The 25,837-nt window shown below is 65.2% G+C and carries 24 protein-coding genes and 1 tRNA gene; 12 read left to right on the top strand and 13 right to left on the bottom strand.

Features of this window, described 5'->3' with window-relative positions; translation table 11 throughout:
- Positions 1-348 precede the first annotated feature (348 nt).
- A complete protein-coding gene (locus tag NATPE_RS16910) occupies positions 349-1,110 on the top strand; it encodes an SDR family NAD(P)-dependent oxidoreductase (RefSeq protein ID WP_006182809.1) in 762 nt (253 codons plus the stop codon).
- Here the strand turns inward: NATPE_RS16910 and NATPE_RS16915 are convergent, their stop codons facing one another.
- The 3 genes from NATPE_RS16915 to NATPE_RS16925 all read right to left on the bottom strand — a co-directional run bounded on the left by NATPE_RS16915 (position 1,111) and on the right by NATPE_RS16925 (position 2,839).
- The gene (locus tag NATPE_RS16915) at positions 1,111-2,082 is read right to left on the bottom strand and encodes a succinylglutamate desuccinylase/aspartoacylase family protein (RefSeq protein ID WP_015299238.1); all 972 of its coding nucleotides are present in this window, start codon (positions 2,080-2,082) and stop codon (positions 1,111-1,113) included.
- Between the two features lie 74 nt (positions 2,083-2,156).
- Positions 2,157-2,492 carry a type II toxin-antitoxin system PemK/MazF family toxin gene (locus NATPE_RS16920; protein WP_006182811.1) on the bottom strand — a complete coding sequence of 112 codons (336 nt, stop codon included), beginning with the start codon at positions 2,490-2,492 and terminating at the stop codon, positions 2,157-2,159.
- Entirely contained in the window at positions 2,489-2,839 is a 351-nt protein-coding gene (locus NATPE_RS16925; RefSeq protein WP_006182812.1) for a helix-turn-helix domain-containing protein, read from the bottom strand. Before NATPE_RS16925 ends, NATPE_RS16920 begins: the two co-directional genes overlap by 4 nt.
- Positions 2,840-2,966: 127 nt before the next feature.
- Between NATPE_RS16925 and NATPE_RS16930 the strand changes: the two genes are divergently transcribed.
- The 3 genes from NATPE_RS16930 (at position 2,967) to NATPE_RS16940 (ending at position 7,988) form a co-directional block, all read left to right on the top strand.
- Positions 2,967-3,485, top strand: a complete 519-nt coding sequence (locus tag NATPE_RS16930) for a peptidylprolyl isomerase (RefSeq protein ID WP_006182813.1) — start codon at positions 2,967-2,969, stop codon at positions 3,483-3,485.
- 57 nt (positions 3,486-3,542) lie between these two features.
- The gene (locus NATPE_RS16935; protein ID WP_006182814.1) at positions 3,543-6,968 is read left to right on the top strand and encodes a PAS domain S-box protein; all 3,426 of its coding nucleotides are present in this window, start codon (positions 3,543-3,545) and stop codon (positions 6,966-6,968) included.
- A gap of 72 nt (positions 6,969-7,040) precedes the next feature.
- Entirely contained in the window at positions 7,041-7,988 is a 948-nt protein-coding gene (locus tag NATPE_RS16940; protein ID WP_006182815.1) for an oxidoreductase, read from the top strand.
- A gap of 704 nt (positions 7,989-8,692) precedes the next feature.
- Here the strand turns inward: NATPE_RS16940 and NATPE_RS16945 are convergent.
- The 5 genes from NATPE_RS16945 to NATPE_RS16960 all read right to left on the bottom strand — a co-directional run bounded on the left by NATPE_RS16945 (position 8,693) and on the right by NATPE_RS16960 (position 12,819).
- Entirely contained in the window at positions 8,693-9,205 is a 513-nt protein-coding gene (locus tag NATPE_RS16945) for a hypothetical protein (protein ID WP_006182816.1), read from the bottom strand.
- Positions 9,206-10,894: a sodium/proline symporter gene (locus NATPE_RS16950; RefSeq protein WP_006182817.1), complete on the bottom strand. Its 1,689-nt coding sequence runs from the start codon at positions 10,892-10,894 to the stop codon at positions 9,206-9,208.
- Positions 10,884-11,030, bottom strand: a complete 147-nt coding sequence (locus NATPE_RS22810) for a hypothetical protein (RefSeq protein ID WP_006182818.1) — start codon at positions 11,028-11,030, stop codon at positions 10,884-10,886. Before NATPE_RS22810 ends, NATPE_RS16950 begins: the two co-directional genes overlap by 11 nt.
- Positions 11,031-11,167: 137 nt before the next feature.
- On the bottom strand, positions 11,168-12,007 hold the full coding sequence (locus NATPE_RS16955) for a proline dehydrogenase family protein (RefSeq protein ID WP_006182819.1): 840 nt from the start codon (positions 12,005-12,007) through the stop codon (positions 11,168-11,170).
- 83 nt (positions 12,008-12,090) lie between these two features.
- The gene (locus NATPE_RS16960; protein ID WP_006182820.1) at positions 12,091-12,819 is read right to left on the bottom strand and encodes a helix-turn-helix domain-containing protein; all 729 of its coding nucleotides are present in this window, start codon (positions 12,817-12,819) and stop codon (positions 12,091-12,093) included.
- Between the two features lie 214 nt (positions 12,820-13,033).
- Here NATPE_RS16960 and NATPE_RS16965 point away from each other — a divergent pair, with 214 nt between their 5' ends.
- The 4 genes from NATPE_RS16965 (at position 13,034) to NATPE_RS16980 (ending at position 16,982) form a co-directional block, all read left to right on the top strand.
- Complete coding sequence (locus tag NATPE_RS16965; RefSeq protein WP_006182821.1) at positions 13,034-14,569, top strand: aldehyde dehydrogenase family protein; 1,536 nt, start codon at positions 13,034-13,036, stop codon at positions 14,567-14,569.
- A 479-nt stretch (positions 14,570-15,048) separates the two neighbouring features.
- On the top strand, positions 15,049-15,825 hold the full coding sequence (locus NATPE_RS16970; RefSeq protein WP_006182822.1) for an IclR family transcriptional regulator: 777 nt from the start codon (positions 15,049-15,051) through the stop codon (positions 15,823-15,825).
- Positions 15,826-16,489: 664 nt separating this feature from the next.
- A complete protein-coding gene (locus NATPE_RS16975) occupies positions 16,490-16,831 on the top strand; it encodes a ferredoxin (protein ID WP_006182823.1) in 342 nt (113 codons plus the stop codon).
- 67 nt (positions 16,832-16,898) lie between these two features.
- Positions 16,899-16,982, top strand: a tRNA-Leu gene (locus NATPE_RS16980).
- A gap of 194 nt (positions 16,983-17,176) precedes the next feature.
- Here NATPE_RS16980 and NATPE_RS16985 read toward each other — a convergent pair.
- The 4 genes from NATPE_RS16985 to NATPE_RS17000 all read right to left on the bottom strand — a co-directional run bounded on the left by NATPE_RS16985 (position 17,177) and on the right by NATPE_RS17000 (position 20,906).
- A complete protein-coding gene (locus NATPE_RS16985; protein WP_006182824.1) occupies positions 17,177-18,085 on the bottom strand; it encodes a hypothetical protein in 909 nt (302 codons plus the stop codon).
- 152 nt (positions 18,086-18,237) lie between these two features.
- Positions 18,238-19,710, bottom strand: a complete 1,473-nt coding sequence (locus NATPE_RS16990) for an aldehyde dehydrogenase family protein (RefSeq protein ID WP_006182825.1) — start codon at positions 19,708-19,710, stop codon at positions 18,238-18,240.
- A 63-nt stretch (positions 19,711-19,773) separates the two neighbouring features.
- Positions 19,774-20,202, bottom strand: coding sequence for a hypothetical protein (locus NATPE_RS16995; protein ID WP_006182826.1), 429 nt, complete (start codon positions 20,200-20,202; stop codon positions 19,774-19,776).
- A 47-nt stretch (positions 20,203-20,249) separates the two neighbouring features.
- Entirely contained in the window at positions 20,250-20,906 is a 657-nt protein-coding gene (locus NATPE_RS17000) for a DUF5806 family protein (RefSeq protein WP_006182827.1), read from the bottom strand.
- A gap of 206 nt (positions 20,907-21,112) precedes the next feature.
- Here NATPE_RS17000 and NATPE_RS17010 point away from each other — a divergent pair, with 206 nt between their 5' ends.
- From NATPE_RS17010 to NATPE_RS17025, 4 genes are all read left to right on the top strand, one after another.
- On the top strand, positions 21,113-22,249 hold the full coding sequence (locus NATPE_RS17010; RefSeq protein WP_015299239.1) for a thiolase family protein: 1,137 nt from the start codon (positions 21,113-21,115) through the stop codon (positions 22,247-22,249).
- A gap of 341 nt (positions 22,250-22,590) precedes the next feature.
- On the top strand, positions 22,591-22,812 hold the full coding sequence (locus NATPE_RS17015; protein WP_006182830.1) for a hypothetical protein: 222 nt from the start codon (positions 22,591-22,593) through the stop codon (positions 22,810-22,812).
- An 87-nt stretch (positions 22,813-22,899) separates the two neighbouring features.
- Positions 22,900-23,217, top strand: a complete 318-nt coding sequence (locus NATPE_RS17020; protein ID WP_006182831.1) for a hypothetical protein — start codon at positions 22,900-22,902, stop codon at positions 23,215-23,217.
- A 47-nt stretch (positions 23,218-23,264) separates the two neighbouring features.
- On the top strand, positions 23,265-24,023 hold the full coding sequence (locus tag NATPE_RS17025; RefSeq protein ID WP_006182832.1) for a TraB domain-containing protein: 759 nt from the start codon (positions 23,265-23,267) through the stop codon (positions 24,021-24,023).
- A 45-nt stretch (positions 24,024-24,068) separates the two neighbouring features.
- Here the strand turns inward: NATPE_RS17025 and NATPE_RS17030 are convergent, their stop codons facing one another.
- Positions 24,069-25,754 (bottom strand): aldehyde ferredoxin oxidoreductase family protein, encoded by a 1,686-nt coding sequence (locus NATPE_RS17030; RefSeq protein WP_006182833.1) that lies wholly within the window; start codon positions 25,752-25,754, stop codon positions 24,069-24,071.
- Positions 25,755-25,837: the final 83 nt, after the last annotated feature.

Raw genomic sequence — 25,837 nt, forward strand, 5'->3', positions numbered from 1 at the left:
GACGGCGTTCCAGCCCCGATTCGTCGCTAGCGCCACACTGTTCGTACGTATTCCAACGGTTAGCAACGGCTTTCCGGGCAGAATCGTATAGCCACTGTGGCATCGGTCCGGGAGAGGATCGAGCGGCCGCGGTCCGCTCCATCAAAGTTATAAATAAAACAGTTGTTTCGAATAGTATCGGCTATCCATTACTTGTTGGCGGTGATGGCCGGACGCACCGCGAGTGGCCGATCGGACTCGAGCAATGGATTACACTGTTTTCGTGACGGAGAGTTCCGATGAACATCGGCAGAGTACTGCCGGCAAATTATGAACGAATTTATGTAGCGGCCGCCCGATACGGACGATATGCGACTCGAGGACAAGACAGTAGTTATCACAGGTGCGGCGTCGGGGATCGGTCGGTCGACCGCCAAGCGGTGTGCCGAGGAGGGGGCACGCGTCATCGTCACGGACGTCGATATCGAGGGCGGCGAGGAGACCGTCGAGCGAATCGAGGCGGCCGGCGGCGAGGCGGAGTTCGCCGAACTCGACGTCACCGACAGCGAGCAGTTCCACGACGTCGTCGACACCGTGGCCGAGGAGTACGGCATCGACGTGATGGTCAACAACGCCGGCACCGGCCATCCTGGCGGGAACCTCGAGGACCTCGACGACGAGACCCGGGACTTCGTGATCGATATCAACATCAAAGGCGTCTGGAACGGCTGTTCGGCCGCGCTGCCCCACATGAAAGACCAGGGCCACGGCTCGATCGTCAACGTCGGTTCGCTGGCGAGCATTCTCGGGCTCCCCAAGCAGGCGGCTTACTCGACGACCAAGGCCGCCGTATTGAACATGACTCGGACGGTCGCGGCCGAGGCCGGCCCCTACGGCGTCCGCGCCAACGCCGTCTGCCCCGGCTTCACCGAGACACAGATGCTCGAGGGCTTTCTCGCACAGCAGGACGACCCGGAGGTAGCCAGAACGGAGATGATCGAGGACTACCCGCTCAAGCGACTGGGCGAGCCCGAGGAGATCGCAAACGCCATCCTCTTTCTGGCCAGCGACGAGGCCTCGTTCGTCAGCGGCCACGGGCTGGTCGTCGACGGCGGGTTCTCGACCTGCTGACTACGCCTCGCGGGTCAGTGCCACGCTTGCGAGCTGATCGCCCGCGGTCACCGTCGCCTCGCGCGTGAGCGCGTAAAGGAGCCCGCTTCGTTCCGTTCGGGCCTCCTGAAGCGCGTCGTAGGTCGTCGGATCGTACACCGTCCCGATGGGCTCCCCCTCGGCGATCTCGTCGCCGACGGCGAGCCTGGGCGTCGGCCGGAAGAGGCCGGCGGCGTCCGCGGAGACCTGTCCGAGATGGTTGCGGGCGATCCGCTGGTCGCGCTCGGGGACCGCGCCGGGGAGCAACTCGAGGGAGCGACAGACGGCCAACAGCCCCGTCACGCCCGTCTCGACGACGTCTTCGAGGATCTGTTTGTTGTGGGCAAGTTCCGGCGTGATCGACGGGATACCTGCCTCGGCGGCGGCGACCCGGAGCTTCCCCTCGAAACCGCGTCGGTGCCACTCGTCGGGGGCGTCTTCGCCGGCCCCCTCGGCGAGCAGGAGATCGGTGCCGAACGCCGCCGCGAGATCGCGGGAGCGCTCGTCGCCCTCGCGATAGACGACGTGGGGCAGCATGTCGGGACTCCCCGTGTGGAGGTCGACAACGGCGTCGGCCGCCGTGACGTACTCCCAGAGGCGGGCGGCCAGCCGCTGGTGGAGGCTGCCCTCGGCATCGCCCGGCCAGATCCGGTTCATGTTCGGGTGGACGCTGTCGAGTTGCTCCGGCGTCGTATACGAGACCCGGTCGAACGTCAGCGGGTTCGCGACGGGGACGGCGATCACGGTTCCGGACAGCGACTCGAGGGGAAGTCGCTCGTGGAACCGTCGGAGGACTTCGGTGCCGTTGATCTCGCGGCCGTGCTGGGCCGCCTGCACGTACAGCGTCGGCCCCGGTGTCACGCCGCGATAGGTGTGGACCGTCGTCGTCAGCTCGACGCCCGACGGGAGTCGTGCGAGGGTGATGCGATCCGCCGTGTGCGTCCCACCGCTCATGACGGCCCGTTCCACGGCCCGCGGTATGTAACTGCGGCCGGCCACCGTCAGCGACCGAGCCCTGAGCGGCGCGGTCAGTCAGGACCGACGTACTCGACGAGCCGAGTCGTGGCCTCGTCGACGACGTCCGTTCCGAGCCGCCCCTGATAGCGCTCGATCAGGTCGGCGTCGATCGAGTTGACCGACCACGGCATGATCGAACTCGAGCGGGGTGCGCCGCCGTCGTCCCAGTCACCCTCGTTCAGCGGGAGTCGTTCGTCGTACCACGTCCGGGTCGTAAGCGAGAGGGCGATATACTGCTCGCCGTGAAACGGCGTTTCCTCGCTGCCGACGATGAGAAACGGCCGTCCACTCGAATCGCCTCTGAACGGGTCGACGGCGATGACGACATCGCAGCGCTCGTCTCTCATTGCGGTTCGTTCTCGGCGGCGTGCGCCCGCCAGTCATCGAGATCTTCCTCCCCGTACCGCTCGTTTAGCGAGTCGATGAGTCGATGCAGGTCGTACGCCCGACGGACCGACTCCATCTCGCCGATCGCCCAGTAGTCACCCTTGTGTCGAACGAGATCGCGGTCCTCGAGGCGACTGAGGACCGTTCCCAGCGAGTTTTGCTTGACGTCAACCCGGGCGGCGATCTCCGAGGGAGTGTACGCCTTGTCGTTGTTATCGGCGAGAAACCGAACGACTTTCTCGGCGTTCGTGAGTCCACGGAGTTCCTCGTCCGAGTTCTCGTCGAACGTCTCGATATCGAGCGGCATAGGGGTCAGTAGAGTAATCGAAGTAATAAGCGTTATTCTGTAAGTGGTATCATAGTAGCCGGGAGTCAGCACGGGATCACAGGGACGGACCACTACCGTTTTCCCTCGGCCCGCCGTCGCGCATGATATGGGAGACGTTACTGCCACCCTGCACACGAACCGCGGCGATATCGAGGTCGAACTCTACGACGAGCGGGCCCCCCGAACCGTCGACAACTTCGTCGGGCTCGCGACCGGCGGCAAGACCTGGGAAGACCCCGAGACGGGCGAAGAAATCGACGGCGAGCCCCTGTACGACGACGTCGCCTTCCACCGCGTCATCGAGGGCTTCATGATCCAGGGCGGCGACCCGACCGAGACCGGCCGCGGCGGTCCCGGCTACCAGTTCGACGACGAGTTCCACGACGAACTACGCCACGACGACGAGGGCATCCTGAGCATGGCCAACTCCGGGCCCGACACCAACGGCTCGCAGTTCTTCATCACCCTCGACGCCCAGCCCCACCTCGACGACCGCCACGCCGTGTTCGGTAAGGTCACCGACGGCATGGACGTCGTCCACGAGATCGGAAACGTCGAGACCGACGCCAACGACCAGCCCCAGGAAGACGTCGTCCTCGAGTCGGTCTCCGTCGACTACGAGTAAACTCGCTCGAGCAGATCGACCAAGACGTTTTACCGAACCCCCGCTTGTGGGCGTAACATGGAATCGCCTTCGCCCACTGACGGACTCCGGACGCGGCTTCGGCGACAGGAGGTCGTTACCGACCTCTGCCGGCGGGCGCTGGAGACGGACGACCCCGAGGGGTTCCTTCGCGACGTGGCCGCGACCGTCACCGAGACGGTCGGAGCCGAGTACTGTGTCGTCCTCGAGTCGCTTCCGGACGGGGAGACGGGCGTTTGTAGAGCCAGCGTCGGCTGGGAGGCCGATCGGATCGGGGCGACGGTTTCGACTGGGCCGGAGACGCATCTGGGCGCTTCGCTTCGAGCCGACCAGCCGGTCGTCACCGACGATCCGGGGGCCGGCGAACGGATGGTCCTCCCCGAGTCACTCGCCGCACAGTCGATCACCAGCGCCGTCGGCGTCCCCATCGGCTCCGACGACGATCCATGGGGCGTCCTCGCGGTGTATGCGACCGACCGAGCGGCGGCCACGGACGCGACGGTCGACTTCTGCCGCCGCGTGGCCGCCCTCCTCGAGCCGGCCGTCGAGAACGTCCGTACGCGGCGCGACCTTGCGGCGTCCAAGCGGCGCTACCGGACGCTCGTCGAGTCCTTCCCCAACGGCGTGGTCACGCTCGTCGACGAGGACCTCACGTACCGGACCGTCGGCGGCGAGCCAACGGCCGTGGCCGGCGTCACGGCCGCCGAGATCGAGGGGGAATCGGTCCGGGACGCCATCCCGGAGTCGCTGGCCGACGAACTCGTCCCGCGGTACGAGGCCGCACTCGAGGGCGAGTCCAGTTCGTTCGAAGCGACCTCGAACGGCCGCGTCTACGATTTCCACATCGTCCCGGTTCGTGACGACGGCGGCGAGCCGACCGCCGCGATCGGCATGTCCCAGGATGTCACCGAGCGCGACGAGTACGAGCGCCAACTCGAGGAGTCCGAGCAGCGATACCGGACGCTGATCGATCACTTCCCAAACGGCGCGGTCGGACTGTTCGACGAGGACCTCCGGTACCGGATTGCCGGCGGCGATGCCTTCGACGAGATCGGCGCGTCGGCGGACGAGATCGTCGGGAAGACGCTCTGGGAACGGTATCCGTCGGCGCTTGCCGAGCGCCTCGAGCCACGGTTCCGGGCGGCCCTCGAGGGCGAGACCAGTTCGTTCGAGCTGGCGTTTCACGACCGGGACTGGACGGCATACACGCTCCCCGTCGCGGACGACGACGGCGAGATCTTCGGCGGGATGATCATGGTCCAGGAGATCACCGAACGCAAGGAACGCGAACGGAAGCTCCGGGAGCGCGAACGCCAACTCGAGCGGTACCAGCAATACACCGACGAGATCCTGGACGCGATCGACGACGTGTTCTACGTCGTCGACGAGGACGGCGGTCTCCAGCGCTGGAACGAGAGCCTGACCGCAGTGACGGGGTATCCGGACGAGGAGATCGCGTCGATGGAGCCGACCGACTTCTTCGAGGGCGAGGACCGAACGACCGCCGCCGCTGCGATCCGCGAGGGCTTCGAGACGGGGTCGGTCAGCGTCGAAGTGAACCTCGCTACGAACGACGGCGACACCGTCCCCTTCGAGTTCAACGCCACGACGCTCGAGGATCCCCAGGGGAACGCGGTGCTGGCGGGGATCGGGCGCGACGTCAGCGACCGGGTCGAGCGCCAGCGTCGACTCGAGGAGTCGGAACGACGCTACCGGACGCTGGCCAAGCACTTCCCCAACGGGGCCGTCGGCATCTACGATCACGACCTCACGTACACGCTCGCCGAGGGTATCGAACTCGGCGAGACGCTTCCCGCCGCGGACCGACTCGAGGGCAGCCGGCTCCCCGACCGCTTCCCCGACCACACGGTGGCGGACCTCGAGCCGCTGTTCCGGACGGCCGTCGAGGACGGCGAGACCGGCGACGTCCAGACCGAGTTCGGCGGCCGTGTCTGGCGTGTCTGGGCGACGCCGTTGTGCGACGCCGACGGCGAGATCTTCGCCGGGCTCAGTTTCGCACAGGACGTGACCGAGCAGGTCGAACGCGAAAACGACCTCGAGCGCTACGAGACCATCGTCGAGGTGGTCAACGACGGCGTCTACGTCGTCGACGAGGACGGCTACTTCACTATGGTCAACGAGACGTACGCAGCGATGCTGGGGTACGACCCATCGGATCTCATCGGCGAACACGTCTCGCTGGTCGCCGACGAGACGGTCATCGACCGGGCCAGGGAACTGGAATCCGACACAGCGGCCGGCGAGTTACCGACGATAGAAGCCCCGATTCGAACGGCTGACGGCGACACGATCCCCATGGAAGCGAGCTTCGCGATGTTACCGACCGACGACAGTTCGTGGCACCGCGTCGGCGTCGCCCGGGACATCAGCGAACGGAAAGCCTGGGAACGGGAACTCGAGGAGAGCGAGCGGCGGTACCGAACCCTCGTCGAGAACTTCCCCGACGGCGCGGTCGGCCTCTACGACGAGGCCCTCGAGTATCTCGTCGTCGGTGGCGAGGCCTTCGACAAACTGGGCATCGCGGAGTCGGAGATCATCGGGACGACCCTCGCCGATCGGTACCCCGACGACCTCGTCGCGGAGATCGAACCCCACTTCCGGGCCGTCTTCGACGGCGAGTCCAACACGTTCGAGTATCGGACCCGCGGCCGGGACGTACGGGCCCACACCCTGCCGGTCCGAAACGAGGACGGCGAGATCTTCGCGGGGATGGTCATGGCCCAGGACGTCACCGAGCGACGGGAGTACGAGAGAAAGCTCGAGCAGTCCAACGAACGGTTAGAGCAGTTCGCCTACGCCGCCTCCCACGACCTCCAGGAGCCACTGCGGATGATCACGAGCTATCTGACCCTCCTCGAGCAGCGCTACGGCGACGCCTTCGACGAGGACGGCGAGGAGTTCCTGGCCTACGCCGTCGACGGCGCCGAGCGGATGCGGGAGATGATCGACGGCCTCCTCGAGTACTCGCGAGTGGAAACGAACGGCAACCCGTTCGAGCCGACGGACCTGAACGCGGTCCTCGAGGACGTCCTGGCGGACCTGCAGGTCCGGATCGAGGAGACCGACGCCGAGGTCACGATCGGTGACCTTCCCCGCCTCGAGGCCGACGCCAGTCAGTTGCGACAGGTGTTCCAGAACCTGCTCGAGAACGCGCTCACCTACAGCGGCGACGAGTCGCCCCGCGTCCGTGTCGACGCCGAACGACGGGGAACGCAGTGGGAGATCGCGGTCCATGACGAGGGGATCGGGATCGATCCCGAGGATCACGATCGCGTGTTCAACGTCTTCGATCGGCTCCACAGCCGCGAGAAGTACGAGGGGACGGGAATCGGGCTCGCGCTGTGTGAACGCATCGTCGAACGCCACGGCGGCGAGATCACGATCGACTCCGCACCCGACGAGGGAACGACGGTCTCGGTCGTCCTGCCCGTCTCGCCGGAGTAAGCGCCGCGATGGGGACCGGCCACCGCCGGTGGTCGGCGTACCCATTTAGGGTCGCCGGCCCGTACGGACCCCATGGGCTGGACAGCCGACGACATCCCCGACCAAAGCGGACGGACGATCGTTATCACCGGCGCGAACAGCGGCATCGGCCTCGAGGCCACGCGTGAACTCGCGCGCAACGGTGCGACGGTGATCATGGCCTGTCGCAGCACCGAGCGCGGCGCGGACGCGGCCGACGGGATTCGCGAGGAGATCCCCAGTGCCGACCTCCGCGTCGAGGCCTGTGATCTGGGCGATCTCGCGTCCGTTCGGGACTTCGCGGCCCGACTCGAGGAGTCAATCGACGTCCTCATCAACAACGCCGGGGTCATGGCGATCCCCCGCTCGGAGACCGACGACGGCTTCGAGACACAGTTCGGCGTCAACCACCTCGGCCACTTCGCGCTGACCGGACTCTTGCTCGAGAACCTGGGCCTCGAGACCGCGCCCGACTCGCGGGTCGTCACCGTCTCGAGCGGCGTTCACGAGAACGGCGAGATCGACTTCGACGACCTCCAGCACGAGGACGACTACGACAAGTGGGACGCCTACGCCCAGTCGAAGCTAGCGAACGTCCTGTTCGCCTACGAACTCGAGCGCCGGCTGCTCACCGCCGACGCGAACGCGGCGAGCATGGCCGTCCATCCCGGCTACGCGAACACCCAGTTACAGCTGCGCGGCCCCGAGCAGAGCGGCAGCCGACTCCGCAAAGCCGCGATGAGGGTACTAAACACCGTCGCTGCCCAATCGGCCGCGATGGGCGCGCTCCCGACTCTGTATGCCGCCACCGCGCCCGAAGCCGAGGGCGGTGCCTACTACGGTCCCGGCGGTCTGATGAACATGCGCGGCACGCCCGAACGCCAGGCCTCCTCAGACCGCTCCTACGACGAAGACACCGCACGGCGGCTCTGGCGCGTCTCGAGCGAACTGACCGGCGTCACGTACGATCTGCCGACGCCGGCAGCAGACGTTCCGGCGTAACCGAGGCCGCTTCGACACCGGCCGGATCTCCCGGAACTGCCCTCCATGAACGAGACCGGCTGCGTTCGATACCTAGTGACACGATAGTAGCCGCTGAAAGTCATTGCACACCTGATCGAACGACGGCGTTGCGATCAGTGTGTGAATCGTTTCAGCGGCTACTATAGAACTGCGGACCGACGAACGACTGGCACGAAAGTATGTCGGCATGAGTAGATGTCCTCGTACCTACCAGTTTGGATTCATTTTCGAGAGCCGCCAACCGCTCGCAGGTCCCCGGTCGGCGACGGACGTGGGATCGCCCGATGTAGGCGGCCAGGTATCGAGGGTGATACGGGTTTTCGGCGTCGAATCACCGATATCTCGAGGGCAGTGGCGAACGTAGGGGTTCCGTTCCGAGACGTGGCGACCGACTTTCGTCTCCGTCTCGAGAGATCAAGTGAAACTCCGTTAGAAGAATTATAAGGCTATTTCGTACCCTTAGAGGAGTTCTCATCGACAGCAAACGATCGATCGGTGTGTCTCGCTACTTGGTTCGCACGATCAGATAATACTAATTTTCTCACATGTATGCGAGAATGATCGGTTCGAGAAAAGAGGAACGAACCGGCACGCGGATTTCGACTTCTCAGGGTCGATGGAGACGGGCAGACTCGAGACGAGCGCCGCGCGGGTGCGGCGGCCGAGTCGATCCCCCTCCCGGCTCACTCCGTCAGTGGCATCTCCGTGCCGCGGACGCTATCGACGATGACGTCCCCGTCGGGGCGGGACGCGATCCAGAACAGTTTGTGGGCGTCGACCGACCGTTCGAAAGTCAGGTCCGGCGCGGAGCCGACGGCGACTTTCCGGAGCGTCCACGTGAACACCGCGTCTTCGGCCTTGTCCCGGACCTGCGCGTCGGAGAGTTCCGACGGGAGGAGCAGGACGTCGTCGACGGTTTCCGTGACGGTGTCGGGAAACACGTCGGCCCTGACGGCGAGCCGGCGAGCGCGGTCGACGCTGACGACGTACTCGATATCGCGGTCCGAAAGCAGTGGTCGTTCGATCGTCGCGACGGCGTCGTAGATCCGATACGGGTACGCGACGGCACCGACGCGACCGCTCGAGTCGACGTCCGCGCGCGCCACCGTCGGTTCGATGACGGTAAGGGCGGCTCGGTCACGCGACTCGCCCGTGAGCGTCGCGGGCTCGACCGAGCGTCGACGCGCGTCGCTCATTTACTCGTCACCCTCGTCCCAGTATTCGCTGGCGGTCACGTGTGCGCGAATGGTGTCGGTTTCCGTGACGGCCTTTGGTTCGACGTCGCGACCGCCGTCGGTCACGTAGTCGGGAGTTCCGGTCGGATCGTCGGCGCTCGAGAGGGCCGAGAGCGGTTTGTTGAAGGAATCGAAGTGATCGTCGACGCCCTCGGGCGGCGTCGTCAGCAGCGAGACGACGATGAGTGTCGCCGTCGAGAGGATGAACGCGGGGAAGAGCCCGTAGACGCCGACCAGCCCCGTGAGGAACGACGACCCCTCGATGGCCCCCATGAGGCCGAGCAGCTCGAGGATAGTCGACAGCTGCGTCCAGATGATCATCGTCGTGGTCCCGACGATCATGCTCGCGACGGAGCCCGTCGCGGTGACCCGTTTCCACCACACGGCCGCGATGAGCGTCGGGCCGATGGCCGCGCCGAGGCCGCCCCACGCGTAGTCGAGGACGAGCGTGTAGATCGGCGTGTTCTGTGCGAGGAGCGCAAACGCGACGCTGGCTGCGCCGAGCCCGAGCGTGACGTACTGGGAGTAGCGAACGAGCCGCTCCTGGCTCGCGTCCGGGTTGACGTAGCCGTGATAGACGTCCTCGACGATGGCACTCGTCGCGACCAGCAGCTGCGAGTCGGCACTGGACATCATCGCGGCGAGGGCGGCCGCCAGGATGATCCCCGCGATCGCACCGGGGAAGAACTCGAGAGTGAGCAGCGGCATGACGTTGTTCGGGTCCTCGATGCCGCCCTGCCCGAAGACGACAAGCGCATAGAGCCCGACGAAGCCGGCGCCGATGTAGGCGACGAACATGAACAGTTGGGCGACCAGCGCCGCGAGACGGATGTTCTCGACCTCGTCGATCCCCATGAATCGGACCATCACGTGCGGGTTCCCGGGAATGCCGAGCCCGATGGCGGCGTAGCTGATGATCCCGAAGATCGCAGCCCAACCGGTCATGCCAGCCGTGACGCTCGTGTACGAACTCCCGGCGGACGCGAGGTCGCCGAACGGGAGCCCGTAGTTGGTAAAGGCGATGATCGGCAGGATGATGAACGCGACCAGAATGATCGCACCCTGCACGTAGTCCGACCACGCGACCGCGAAGTAGCCGCCGAGCATGGTGTAGCCGACGACGATGACGCCGCCGACGAGGATCCCGACCAGCGACGAGACGCCGGTGAGGACCTCGAGCAGCGTCCCGGCGGCGACGATCTGTGCGCCCACGTATCCGCCTTCGAAGATCATCAGCACGAACGCTGAGACGCCCTTGACGTAGCCGGTGTCGTCCTGCAGTCGTGTCTCGAAGAAGGTCGGCAACGTGACCGCCTTCACGATCTCGGTGTACTTCCGGAGGCGTTTCGCGATGCCGGCCCACGCGAACAGGTCGGCGGGGATCATCCCGAGACCGTTGTAGAAGGCCATCACGCCGGTCCCGAACGCGTCACTCGGGACACCGAGCGTGAGCCAGCCGCTCATCTCGGAGGCGCGTTCGGAGAAGCCGGTGACGACCGGGCCGACGCTCCGACCGCCGATGACGTAGTCGTCGACGGAATCCATGAGACGCGAGGAGTACAGTCCGATACCGAGGAGGACGAGCAGGTAGACGGCGAACGTTCCGAGGACCCAGCTCCCGGCCGAGCCGGCTAACCCCTCACTGGCCATGTTTTGCCTCCTCGTAGCGCTCGCGGAGTCGTTTCTCTCGCTTCCCTTCCCAGACGTAGTAGACGACGAGCATCGCCAGGTACAGGGCGAACGGTCCGAATAACCAGATCAATTCGACTGATCCACTCTCTGGCATAGTGGCGTGTGCTTACTACCCACACATAAATATACCGAATTTGCACCCTTTATACCACACGTGCCAGCGTGGAAAAATAAAGGAGTCGACGCTCGAGCGGGCTGGTAGACGACGCCGTCGCGAACCCCACAGTCCGGTCAGACGCCGACAACGGCGCGGAGCGCAAACAGTGCGTTCTCCTTGCGCTCGCGGATCCGTCGGTAGAAGTACTGCATCCACTTGTCGCCGTAGGGGACGTACTGATTGACCTCGTACCCCTTCGCGGCGAGTTCGCGCTGGGCGTCCTCGCGGACCCCCATCAGCATCTGGATTTCGAACGGTGTCCCGTACTCCTTGTGGAGGTCGACCGCGACCTGAAGCATTGCCGGGTCGTGGCTCCCGACCGCGACACCTTGGTCGAATTCGCGAAACAGGAACTCGAGGTGATCCTCGTAGGCGTCGTCGACGGCCGATTTCGAGTCGAGGGCGACCGACGACGGTTCGTCGTAGGCGCCTTTCACCAGCCGGACGGCGGCGGGAACGTCAGCGAGGCGACGGAGGTCATCGCGCGTCCGCGTGAGGTTCGCCTGAATCGCGACGCCGACGCCATGGGGATGGTCCCGGGCCGTCGCTTCGACGGCGTCGAGCGTCGTGTCGGTCGTCGTGTGGTCTTCCATGTCACACCAGACGAACACGTCCTCGGCCGCCGCCGTCTCGACGATTCGTTCGAAGTTGTCCCTGAAGACGTCCGGTCCGACGTCGATACCGATCTGGGACGGTTTGACCGAGACGCTGCCGTTCAGGCCACGACTGGCCAGTTCGGAGACGAGGTGACAGTACGCGTCGGCGTCCTCCGCGGCGGGTTCGGGATCGTCGTAGTGTTCGCCGAGGAGGTTCAGGATGCCGCCCATCCCCGCTTCGTTACACTCCGAAACGTGGTCCAGAGCGCCTGACGCAGTCGTCCCGGCGACGAACCGGCTCGCGATCGGTGGTATCATACCGGACTGCTGGGACGACAGGTACCTAAATGGATACCCGACCAAAAGATTCGTCCGTCAAAGAGCGAAATAATACACGGTGATCAGACGTCGTCGGGGTTGAGCAGTTTCGCTTCGGCCTTCCGGAGATGCTCGAGCAGCGTCGTCTTCGAGACGCCGAGTTCGTCCGCGAGTTCGCGCGTGCTGATCTCGCGGGGCCACGCGTAGTAGTTCCGCTCGCAGGCGAGTTCGAACGCCTCACGCTGGCGCGGCGTGAGGAGATCCGTCCGGTCGGCAGTCTCCGACGGACCGCCGTCGGGCGTGGCGACCCGACTGATCGAAATCTCCGCGTCCGTCTCGGCCCGGATAGCCTCGAGTCGACGCCGGATCTCGTCGCGACCGCCGGCGACGAAGACCGGCCAGTGTTCGACGCCGCCCTCGACGCGTACCGACGCGTCGTGGATGAAGCCATGCGAGACGAGCGTGTCGCTGATACTGTGTTCGGGCTCGTACTCGACGAACAGTTCGCGCGTCGCGTTCCCCGGGTTCGGTGCCGTCGTGGGGCGCTGGCCGAGTTCAACCGTCGAGTGCGTTAGCGGAGACTCGGCCGCGAACGCGACGAACTCGTCGAGTTGTGCCGTCGTGTCGGCGTAGACGGTGAAGTGACCCTTGACCGTCTCCTCGACGGTTCGGTGGACGGTGTGGACGAGCAAGCCGGCGTCGACCGCCTCGGTCGCCTGCAGGCCCCAGCAGTCCGGATGCCAGATATCGAGCGTGAGTCGCGTCCCGTCGGTTGCCCCTGTCGTGGTCGTCGTCGAACTCGTACTGCTCATGTGTCGATTCTACTCGGACAGTACGCCGTGAGGACTATAAACATACTGAATACCGATATCATGGACCGGTCGTGGACTCGCGTTGGACCCGTACCGCGTCGCGAGCCGAAAGCACGGGTCGCGTCGCGGTCTCCATCGTCGATCGTCGCTGGGGGCGGCGCGCCCGACCATGGGAGGCCGTGGTTATTCCGCCGTGATCCGTCATCCGTACTGTATGAGCCAGCAGACGACAGAGCAACCCGACCGACACTACATCGACGGCGAATGGACGGACGGCGAGGGCGAGGAAACCTTCGCAAGCGAGAACCCGGCGACTGGCGAGACGTTGCGCACCTTCCACCGCGGAACGCAATCCGACGTCGATCGAGCCCTCGAGGCCGCGGAGGCGGCACAGGAGGAGTGGCGCGACCTGTCGCACATCGACCGCGCGGAGTTCCTCTGGGACATCTACCACGAACTGCGCGAGCGGACGGACGAACTCGGCGAGATCGTCACCAAGGAGTGTGGCAAGGAGATCTCCGAAGGGAAAGCCGACGTCGTCGAAGCCGCACACATGGTCGAGTGGGCCGCGGGCAACGCCCGCCACCCACACGGTGACGTAGTCCCCTCCGAGATCGGGAGCAAGGACGCGTACATGCGCCGCAAGCCCCGGGGCGTCGTCGGCTGTATCACGCCCTGGAACTTCCCCGTCGCGATCCCGTTCTGGCACATGGCCGTCTCGCTGGTCGAGGGCAACACCGTTGTCTGGAAGCCCGCCGAGCAGACCCCGTGGTGTGGCCAGATCATCGCCGAGATGTTCGAGGAGAGCGGTATCCCCGACGGCGTGTTCAACATGGTCCAGGGCTTCGGCGACGCTGGGGCCTCGATCGTCGACGACCCACGCGTCGACACCGTCCTCTTTACCGGTTCGGCCGAGGTCGGTCAGGAGGTCGCTCGAACCGTCGCCGAACAGCCCGGCAAACTCGCGGCCTGTGAGATGGGCGGCAAGAACGCCGTCGTCATCAGCGACGAGGCCGACCTCGATACGGCCGTCCACTCGGCGGTCATGAGTTCGTTCAAGACCACCGGTCAGCGCTGTGTCTCCGCCGAACGGCTGATCGTCCACGAGGACGTCTACGACGAGTTCAAGGAGCGCTTCGTCGAGATCGCCGAGAACATCGCGGTCGGCGACCCGCTGGCCGAAGACACGTTCATGGGGCCGCTCGTCGAGGGCGAACACAAGGAGAAGGTCCTCGAGTACAACGAACTCGCGCGAAGCGAAGACGTGAACGTCCTCGTCGACCGCGACGAACTGGCCGACGCGGAAGTGCCCGACGGCCACGAGGACGGCCACTGGATCGGCCCGTTCGTCTACGAGGCCGACCCGGACGCCGACCTCCGATGTACACAAGAGGAGGTCTTCGGCCCCCACGTCGCGCTCATGACGTACTCGGGCGACATCGAGGACGGCGTCGAGATCCACAACGACACCGAGTACGGGCTCGCGGGAGCGATCATCTCCGAGGACTACCGCGAGATCAACTACTACCGCGACAACGCCGAGGTCGGACTCGCGTACGGGAACCTGCCGTGTATCGGCGCGGAGGTTCACCTGCCCTTTGGCGGCGTCAACAAGTCCGGGAACGGCTATCCGAGCGGTCGCGAAGTGATCGAAGCCGTCACCGAGCGCACCGCCTGGACGCTGAACAACTCCAAAGACATCGAGATGGCACAGGGCCTGTCCGCCGACATCACGACCGACGATGACTGAGACGAACTGTCCGCTCTGTGGGCGACTGACCGACACACCGGAGGAGTGGTGTCAGCACTGCGGGTGGACGAACCACTGCGGCGCCGATTAGCGCCGGTCGACCGGACCACCGCCCGAACCAGTCGTGCGGATCCGCCCGCGGTCGCCGACGGCAGCGCGTTCCGAAGGTGCGAACGCCAGAACACCGAATCCGAGCCGACGTGGGAGATAACGGCCGGAATCGACCGCGCCGATCGAGTCCGCCGTCTTCCATTCACGCATTCCGAACGGACGGCCACCGACGGGAGTCGGAGCCCGGCATGCCACACCACCGATCGCCTGTGGTACTGTGACGCATATATAGGCGGATAGGGTACTACCCAAATACCGATCTGGCATCGTAAATCATCAAGAAATAAACCGTACATTCGACGATACTTCCAGAATACGGTTCACACATTCCGAACCCTTATGCACGGACGACACGACGACTTCGAACGATGACCGACGATCGCCCTCGGCCAGTCAAGACGACGCAAACGTCGCTCGCACTCGTTCGCGCGGTCCGCGAGAGCGACGGTGCCACGCTGAGCGAACTGGCTGACCGCCTCGAGCTGGCGAAAAGCACCGTCCACAACCACCTCCACACACTGGTCGACGAGGGGTTCCTCGTCCGGGACGGCGACACCTTCCACGTCGGTCTCCAGTTCCTCGCGTTCGGCGAACACGCACGCGGACGAAACCCGCTGTACGCGACGGCGCGCCGGCACGTCTACTCCCTCGCCGAAACGACCGGCCACGAAGCCGACTTCATCGTCGAGGAGAACGGCCGCGCGTACTCCCTCGAGTACGCGATTGGCGAGTCGTCCCGACGGAGTCTGTCCGAATCCAGCCCGTTCCGGGCGGGCAACCGGTTCTACATGCATAACTGCGCCTCCGGAAAGGCCCTGCTGGCGTCGATGTCCGAATCGCGTGTCGGCGAGATTCTCGAGCGCTGGGGGCTGCCGGCGACGACCGACCAGACGATCACCGACGAGGCCGAACTGTTCGACGAACTCGAGGCGATCCGCCGTCGCGGGTACGCGGTCAACGACGAGGAGCTGATCGACGGCTATCGGTCCATCGGGGCGGCCGTAACCGACCCCGACGGCGAAGTCCTCGGGGCGTTCTCGGTCGGCGGCCCGACCTATCGCATGGCGACCGACGAGTCGACGGCCGAGGAGTTGGCACAACTGCTTCGAGACGAAATCGGGTCGCTCGAGTCCACGCTGTTCTGACACCCATGACACACATATGTTTGTAATTGGGGTCGTGGGTTTCAACGCCGGGTCAGCTGCTCCGTCCCGGTCGATGCAGCGGGGCTACGTCACGGAAACAGAGTCTCTCATACGATAATATGGCTATCCGATAACTATGCCGATATCCGCACACACTATTGCATTATCACCAAACAACAGCTGGCAAAGAAATGTAGGATAAAAGACCATTTGAAGCGGCAGACGTACCGACACTCGATAAGCCTTGTCGAGTATATAGGTTTCACAGTTCCTGATTCACTGTACGAACACATCGTCTGGGCAATACTCCCAAAACAAAACGAGGTTCGACACAGTATCCATGCGGTTCACGACCAGGCCAAAGTGTGAACGTACTCAGTAGGTTCTGTAGCAACATCGATCCTGCCCCCAATACTGTATTGCTCCTTAGAAACAATATTGCTCCTTGTACAAGAACATGATCGTATTGGTACTTCTGGGAGAGACGATCGGCCACCCGATACCGAGAGACGAATCACCCGCCACAGAGCAGCCACGACGACGAGCGGACGAACCGGTCTCGAATCGAACCCAGCAGTGGCGTCGCTGGTTCACGGCGGGTGGAATCGATACCGTCACTCGCGCCAACCGTAACGCGAAAGGCCGCTCGCTCGAACGGGGACACATGAGCGACGACGACGGTATCCAGCAGGCCAGCGACGTCGGTTCCGGCGACGCGCCCCCGATCGACGAGAAACCCTACAAGATCATCTTCGAGGCCAACAAGTGCTTCGGCGCGGGCAAGTGTGCCGAGGTCAGCGACAACTGGGAGATGTCCATCGCCTCCGGGATGGCCCAGCCCGAGGAGTACTTCATCGCCGAGGACGACCTCGATCACAACGTCCGCGCTGCGGAGGTCTGTCCGGCCAAGAAAGACGACGGCTGCATCCACGTCGTCGACCGCCGAACCGACGAGGAGATCGCGCCCGACCCCCACGGCGACGGCACGTTAAGCGTCGACTGGTAGGCCGACGGCGCGAACGCACACCGAAACGCACATCCCCACCCCGGAACAACCATCGAACGCCTTCTGTGCGAGGGTAGCCAAGCAGGCCAACGGCGGTGGGCTTAAGACCCGCTCTCGTAGGAGTCCTTGGGTTCAAATCCCAACCCTCGCATACCGACTCGAACGACAGTGAGAGTCGTGTCTGCGAGACGTGGGATTCGAATCAGAGAAGTCACAGCGCCCGAGCGAAGCGAGGGCGACCGTCTTCGCGTGGTTCAAATCCCAACCCTCGCATGTCGCTGCGAGCAATCCGCGACAGCACAACGACAGCCCTCGAGCCGAAATCCGCGATCCCGATCGACGGGATCAGTCCGACGGCTCGTAGTGTTCCCGGTGGACGACCGTCTCGGTGTCCCCGCGGACGGCGGTCACGACGATCTGATCGCCGTCGGTGTTGAGCCGAACGTTCGTCCAGGTGCCCGCCCACGAGGTCGATGGCTCGTCTTTACTCTCGCCGTAGAACTCGAACGTAGAGCCGGCGATCGTCGATTCGATGCGGAGCAGGTCGGCCTCGCGGCCGGGCGAGTCGGTGAGGTGGACGCGGGCGTAGTATCCGGTTTCGACGTCGGAGCCCTCGGGGGCGTCCACCGCGTCGACGCCCCACTCGATCCGCTCGACGACGTCCTCGTCGGTATCGATGATCTCCGGCTCGAACGCGTCCTCGGGGTTTTCCGGGGAGTCGTCCCCACTCTCGACCCAGAAGATCTTCCACTCCTCGTCCTCGGTCACGAGCGCGTAGACGCCGGCACTGTCGCCGGCGGCCGCATCGTCCAGTTCGGCGCGGACCAGCACGATCTCCGCGTCGTCGATCTCGGCCTCGAGGTCGGACTGTGCGAACCAGAACGCGGCACCCTCCAGCCCGCGGACATCCGCGACGGAGCCGTCTGCCGTCACGACTTCGGTCTCGAGCGCGTCGAGATCGGCGGCGCCGCTCGATTCGAACTCCCACTCCGGATCGGTGAGGATCCCCTGTAACGGGCTCGCGCTGTGGACGACCGCGGCCATCGCGTCGGGGTCTTCGGCCTGAGCAGCCTCGAGGTAGGTTTCGATGACCTGCTCGTAGTCCGGTTCGCTTTCGGGTTCGGACTCGCCGCCGTCGGGGTCCGGTTCGTCGTCGCCGTCGGATTCGTCATCGCTCGGACCGTCGCTCAGACAGCCCGCAAGGAGGGACGAGGTGCCGATGCCAGCGGTGACCAGGTAGGTTCGGCGTTCCATGCCTACTAGTTGGTTAATTTACACTGTCATAAGAACCACGTTTCCAACCGGGAGAAGCGCGACGAAGCGACGAGGACGGACCCCGAACGAATCGGACGCAGCGACGGACCGAGACGGTCGGAACCGCCGTGGATCCGTGGACCAAGTGGCACTCAGAACGGGTACTCGCGAGGCTCGTGCTGGATCGAGATCCACTTCGTCGTCGTCACTTCCTCGAGGATCTGCTCGCCGTTGTACCGGCCCATTCCCGATTGCTTCATTCCGCCGAAGGGGACGTGCGGTTCGTCGTTGACCGGTTGGTCGTTGATGTGGATCATCCCCGTCTCGATCCCGTCCGCGATTTCCCGGGCCTGCTCGAGGTCCTCGCTGTGGACCGACCCCGAGAGACCGTGGATCGTGTCGTTGGCCAGTTCGATCGCCTCGTCGTCGCTCGCGTAGGGGATCACGGGCGCGACGGGGCCGAAGTGTTCGTTGCAGGCCGCGGCCATGTCGTTGTCGGCGTCGGAGAGGACTGTGGGTTCGACGACGAGTCCGTCGTGGTCGCCGCCGGTCTCGAGGGTGGCACCCGCGTCGACCGATTCCTCGACGTACTCGAGGATCTGATCGCGCTGACTCTCGTCGATGATGGGACCGATGACGGTGTCGTCGTCGGTCGGATCGCCGGTCGGCAGCGACGCGGCCCGGTCGGCCAGTGCGTCGACGTACTCGTCGTAGACATCCTCGTGGACCAGGTGGCGGTTGATGGAGATGCAGATCTGGCCCTGGTGCAGAAAGGAACCGAAGACGCCGCCGTCGACGGCCCGCTCGAGGTCGGCGTCGTCGGTGACGACGTGGACGTTGTTCCCACCGAGTTCCATGGCGGGTAGGGCGCAGTTGCGCGCCGCCGTGGCGGCGACCCCCTGTCCGATCTCGGTCGAGCCGGTGAAGGCGATAGTCCGGGGGATGTCGTGGCCGGCGACCGCGTCGCCGATCTCGGAGCCGCGGCCGGGGACGACGCTGAGGACGCCCTCGGGGACGCCCGCGGCCTCGAAGATCCGCGCGAGCAGCAACCCGCCCGTGATCGGCGTGTTCGAGGCGGGTTTGAGGACGACCGAATTCCCGGCAGCGATCGCCGGCGCGACCGCCCGCATCGAGAGATGCAGCGGGAAGTTCCACGGCGAGATGACGCCGACGACGCCGACCGGCACTCGCTCGGCGACGTTTTCCTTGCCCGGCGTGATCGAGTCCGCGTGCTGGCCGTCCATCCGGAACGGGTAACTGGCGGCCTGTTGCATCATCCCTCTCGCAGTCTCCACTTCGGCCTCCGATTTGACCCGCGTACTCCCCGATTCGCGGGCCAGTAGCTCGACGATCTCCTCGCGGTGATCCCCGACGAACTGGATAGCCGCGCTGATCACACCTGCACGGGCCTGTGGCGGTTGCTTGGCCCACGTCTCCTGTGCCGACGCGGCAGTCTCGTAGGCCCGGTCGACATCGGCGTCGGTCCCCGCCGGGACGGACGCGATCGACTCACGCGTGTAGGGGTTCTCGACGGTGATCGCGTCGCGATCGCCGCTGTCGGTCCAGTCGCCAGCGAGATAGAGCGAGTCCCAGCCGCCGTCGGGTGCCAGTGGAAGGTCCGTCATGCGAGCGACATAGCCCTCGAGCGGGCATAAGTAGCGGACGCGCAAGCGCAACGATCGGCCGCGTCAGGAGAGTCGTCGCGGCAGCAACACTGCAAGCGGGGCGTAAATCGCCAGGCCGATCACGGCCGTCGCGAGGACCCCAAGCAGGACGTTCTCGTTGACGAACCGCCATGCGAACAGCAGGATCCCCGCAGGCGGGAGCGCGAGCCCGGCCGCCGTGCGGTGGAACCGACGGAGCCGGTCGCCGACGGGTTCCGGCGTCGTCTCGATGTCACTGGAGTCGTCGTCCGCCACGAGGGCGGGAAAAGAGAGGTACGTTCCGAGCCCCACTACGAGCCCGACGAACGCGCCGAAGATCGGTTGGCCGAACAGGACGAGCCCGAGATAGCCAAACACCGGCAGCTCGAGGACGCCAATGCCGGCACCGATCAGTCCGGGCGAGCGGTCGCCGTCGTCGGCCGAGCCCGACCGTTCGTCACGAGAGTCGTTCATGTCCGTGTCGACTCACTACAGCCATATTACCGTTTTCTGTCACTCGCCTACTCCTCGCTCTCGGCGAGGTCCTCCGTACGCAACTCTTCGCTGGCCTCGCGGACCTCCCGCATGACCGTCGAGATGCGTTCCTCGGCTTCGAGTTCCTCCTCGACCGAGAGGTCGACGCCCTCGACCTCGAGGAGGAACTTGGCGACCTCGGTGGCCTCGTACATCACGTCGTCGAGTTCCTCGGCGGTGAAGAAGTCACACATCGCGCCGTAGAGGAAGGTCGCGCCGGCGGTCCGGACCTTCTCCTCGAAGGAGGCGCGGGCCTGATTGACCGCCTGCGGGGAGTAGGTGTCGGTCATGAAGGGGACGAGTTCGGGGAGGTTCTCGCCGATCTTGGTCATCTCGACGCCGGTCTCGGTCCGGAAGTCCGAACAGAGCCGCGCGATGGCCCACTCGCGAGCGGTGATGTACGTGCGGTCCCGGAGGAACTCGTTGACCCGGTCGTACTGCGCGCCGTCCATCTTCGTGAACCGGGCGTACTTCTGTACGTCCTCGGGGACATCGTCGTCCTGCGGGTCGGGATCCGGCACCCCCGGCATCGAGCCGCCGTCGCCGTCCTCGTCTGCCGTCCCAGCGGGTTCGGGTTTGGGATCGCGGTCCGATTCGGCGTCGTCGCCCTCGAACCGAGACGCGTCCAGTCCGTCCTCGTCCATGCCCGCGTATTACCAGCTATCCGAGATAAGGGTTGTTCTCGAGCCGACCGGCTCGAGGGCGGCGCGATCGACCCCCGTCGTCGACCCCGGCGGGCCGTGGGTCGGCGACGACGGACGGTCGGGGACCGGTTACTCGGCCCGTAAACACTTTTCCCGCCAGCCGGAGTTCGACCGGATTTAAGTCCGTGAGGGGCATGCGGTAGTATATGTCACAGACGCCAGTCGTAGTCAAGGCAGTGCGGACGCCACAGGGGAAAGAAGACGGCGTGTACGCCGACGTTCGCAGCGAGGACCTCTCGGTGCCACTGATCGACGAGATTCTGGCCGAAACTGGCCTCTCCGGTGAGGAAATCGACGATCTGATGTGGGGCTGTGCCCAGCAGCGCGAGGAACAGGACAACAACCTCGCCCGCGTCATCGCCCTACTCTCCGAACTCGGCGAGTCGGTGCCGGCGACGACGATCAACCGCTGGTGTGCCTCCTCGATGCAGTCGGTCATCTCCGCCTCCGACGCCATCGCGGCCGGCAACCGAGACGCCATCATCGCCGGCGGCGTCGAGAGCATGAGCCGCGTCGCGATGGGCGAGAGCTACGGCCACATCCACCCGAAGATCTCCGAACTGTACGACCTCGGAGATCTCCAGATGGGGATGACCGCCGAGAAAGTCGCCGAGGAGTACGGCGTCAGTCGCGAGGAACAGGACGAGTACGCCGCCCGTAGCCAGCAGCGAGCCACCGAGGCGACCGAAGAAGGCCGCTTCGACGACGAGATCGTCCCGATCGAAACCGAGGACGGCACCGTCGAGGAAGACGAGGGCATCCGACCGGGTACGACTCCCGAGAAACTCGCCGAACTCCCCACCGTCTTCAAGGAGGACGGCTCCGTCACGCCCGGTAACGCCTCCCAGATCTCCGACGGCGCGGCCGCCCTGCTGGTCACCAGCAAGGACTTCGCCGAGGAACACGACCTCGAGATCATGGCCGAGGTCGGCCGGAACAACGTCGCCGGCGTCGACCCGACCGTCATGGGGATCGGCCCGGTCCCGGCCACGAAGGGCCTGCTCGAGCGCAACGGCCGCGACATCGACGAGTACGATCTCGTGGAACTCAACGAGGCCTTCGCGAGCCAGTCGCTCTACTCCCGTGACGAACTCGGCATCGACCCCGACATCTTCAACGTCAACGGCGGGGCGATCGCGCTGGGTCACCCGCTGGGTGCCTCGGGCGCGCGTCTGCCCGTGACGCTGATCCACGAACTCCAGAAGCGCGGCGGCGGCCTCGGGCTGGCGACGCTGTGTGTCGGCTTCGGTCAGGGTGCGGCGATCGAATTCGACGTGAACTAAGCAGCGGAAACCGGGCCTTTTGGTCCAGGTTTTGCGAGGGCGACGCGGGAGCGTCGTCCGAGACAAAAGGTGGTCGCGTCAGGGTGCGGCGATCGAATTCGACGTGAACTAAGCAGCGGAACTGGACTTTTTGGTCCAGGTTTTGCGAGGGCGACGCGGGAGCGTCGTCCGAGACAAAAGGTGGTCGCGTCAGGGTGCGGCGATCGAATTCGACGTCAACTAAACCGCTGGGACTGGACTTTTTGGTCCAGATTTTGCGAGGGCGACGCGGGAGCATCATCCGAGATAAAAAGTACTGTTGCTCCGATAGGATATTCACGCTCGAGTTATTGTAGTTACAGATGGGCAGTGTGAAACGTCTCTACGAGCGCACTGATGCGTGGTTGCGGGGGCTCTCTCGCAGACGGTACGCGGCCGTGTTGGGGCTAGTGACAGGGATCGGCGTCCTCGCAACCGGCTTCCTGTTGAGTCGGGACCTCCTCCTCGTTCAAGCGGTCACGATGGCGCTCGTCATGTTCGGCCTCGAGTGCGCGTTCGGGCGATGGGGGGAGTACGCGAGCTAACAGCATGTCCGTCAGCTCTCCGCCGCCCATCCTCGAGCCCCCATCAGGTGGCGGGTCGTTTAGTAGTCTCGAGTCCGTAGGCTGCGTATGCGCATCGGCCTCCTCACGATCATCGTCGGCATCCCGCTGGCCTGGCATCTCGGGCTCACCGCGGTCGCCTACTGGGACGCCGGTCGGGTGGGCCTCGAGCCCCAGTGGAAGTGGGCGGCGATCACCTTCTGTATCCCGCTGATCGGGTTTTTCATCTACATCTTCGAGCGCAGCGAACTCTCCTATGACCCCGAGAGCGACCCCTATCGGGGACACAACGTCAACATCCACCCCTCGCGGGCCGACGACACGTCGCTGCCGTCACGCGGTGACGACCGCCTCGAGCCGGAACTCGAGGAAACCGACGACGAGTAGCGGGCGGGGTCGTGGCTTCAAGCCGCTGGCCGGTGAACGCACAGGGGATGTCCGACCACGGCACAGTCACCGTCGTCCCCAGCGTCCACTTCTCGCCGACCCACTGCCGACGGGTCCGCGAGCGGATCCGCGCGGTCGAACCGGACCTCGTGGCCGTCGAACTCGACGAGTCGCGCTTTGAGCGTCTCGAGGCCGATAGCGGGCCGGCGCTCACCGAACTGAGCCGCGAACTGTCGCCGCCGGCCGCGGCTGCCTACAGTGCGGTGCGTGCGTTCCAGCGGACGGTCGTTCGCCTCGCCGGACTCGATCCCGACTACACCGACATGGAGGCCGCCATCGAGACGGCCGCCGAGTGCGACCTCGACGTCGCGCTGATCGATGATCCGGTGGCGGAGACCCTGCGGGAACTCGCCCGTCGCGTCGGGCCGTTGACGATCCCTCGAAGTATGCTCCGTGCGCAGTCGATGGGACCGGACGCGTACGCCGACCAGCTGGCGCTGCTCGAGCGGCCCGTCGCGGAGATCTCACACGGCGACGACGTCCAGCCGGCGATCGACCACCTACGGCGGCTGTTCCCCGAGGTGGCGGCGGTACTGATCGACCGCCGGGACCGGGCGATGGCGCAGCGACTGCACGCGCTCCGTCGTGACGGTCACGACGTCGTCGCAGTCGTCGGCGCGGGCCACCACAACGGGCTCGAGCGACGGCTCGCGGCGCTCGAGGGCGAGCGCAACGCCGCCGAGCGGACCGAGTCGGTCCCGATCAGAACGCCCGCACGGACGGTAACGCGAATTCCGATCGAGTAAGCGGGCTCGGACCGCTCGCGCCGATCGGGGCAAATAGAGTCGTGATCAGTCGTCGGCCGGTGCCGCGCTGCCCCCGCCGACTTTGGTGTCGGGGACGGTGCCGTCGTCGTTCCAGCCGCGCTCGGCGTAATACTCCTCGAGCCCCTGCTCGAAGTCGGGCAGTTCGTAGGGCAGCCGGTCGTCGCCGCGGTCGAAGCCGCGCTGGTTGTTGAAGTGCCGTTCCATGGCGACGACCTCGCCACCGAGGGCGAGCAGGTCGTCGTAGTCGGCATCGAGCAGCGTCTCGATGCGTTCCTCGGTCAGGAAGTCACGGGAGAACTTACAGAAGATCGCGCTGTCCTTGACGGCGTTTAGGTTCTCGAGTTCGACGAGTTTGGGCGGCTTGCCCTCGAGACCCTCCTTCTGGAACGCGTCTTCCTCGCCGACCAGCGGGTACTCGTAGGGGTAGAACTCGGCGTACATGTGGTCGGCGCCGCGGTTCGAGGTAGCGAAGGCCAGCCCCTGTCCGTTCAGGGTGCGGCCGTCGTGGGCGGCGAACTCCATGCCCTTGACCGACCAGTTCTCGACGCCGAGGTCCTCGTGGATCCGGTCGACGCCCTCCGCGAGCGTATCACCGACGCCCTCGCGGTGGGCGATCTGCTCGACGAGGTTGTGGATGAGGTCGACGTTGCCGAACTCGTCTTCGCTCTTGAGGTAGGCCGCGATGGTGTCGCCCGTCGAAATGGTGTCGAGCCCGTAGACGTCACACAGCTTGTTCGATTGCATCACGTCGACGATGTCGTCGACGCCCGAGTTCGAACCGAAGGCCATCAGCGTCTCGAACTCGGGGCCTTCCGTCTCGAGTCCCGATTCCTCGTCGCGGGTCGGCAGTTTGCAGGCGAAGGCACACGACGAGCAGGTGCCTTTCTTGTACTTCTTCTCCTCGACGCGGTCACCGCTGATCCCGTCGATCCCCTCGAAGGAGAGGTCCTCGAAGTAGTAACTCGAGAGGGCCTCGACCATGTTGGCGTACTCGGCAACCGAAGTGGTCCCCTGTGCCTTCATCGGGTGGTCGGCCTGGGCGGCCTCGCCGTGGATCTCCATCTGGACGGCCGGGATCTCGACTTCGCGGGTCGAGTCGCCGTCGAAGGTGATCGCCTTGACGTTTTTCGACCCCAGCACCGCGCCGAGCCCGCCGCGGCCGAAGGCCCGTTCCTCCGAGGTCATGACCGAGGCAAAGCGGACCTCGTTCTCGCCGGCCGGCCCGATAACGGCGGTGTGTTCCGGCCCGAGGTCGTGTTCGTCCTCGAGGTACTCGCAGGTCTCGGGCACGGTCGCCCCCTCGAGGTCGGGGACGGCCTCGAACTCGACGCCGTCGTCGGTGACGTGGACGACGACGAGGCCGTCGCTCGCGCCGGTAATCTCGACGGCGCTGTAGCCGGTCCCCGTAAAGTTCCGCGAGACGAACCCGCCGGCGTTCGAGGAGAGCAGCCCGTCGGTCAGCGGCGAGACGGTCGTCGCCGACGTCCGCCCGGTGAAGCTCATCGTCGAGTGCTGAAGCGGCCCCGTCGCGAAGAACAGGCGGTTGTCGGCTCCGAGCGGATCGACATCGAACGGGATCCGCTCGTGGGCGAGTTTCGTCCCGAGCGCCCGACCGCCAACATAGGACTCGAGGACGTCGTCGATGTCCTCGGTCTCGACGGTTCGGTCCCCGACGTCGATCGAACACAGCGGTCCCCGTGAGTGTTTCATAGTACCACAGTGGTGGACACGGCCGCAAAACGGTATCGGTTTTTCGGGCGGGATTCGACGCTGAGCCGTTCGGGCGGCGGCTG

The organism is Natrinema pellirubrum DSM 15624 (assembly GCF_000230735.2).
Classification (GTDB): domain Archaea; phylum Halobacteriota; class Halobacteria; order Halobacteriales; family Natrialbaceae; genus Natrinema; species Natrinema pellirubrum.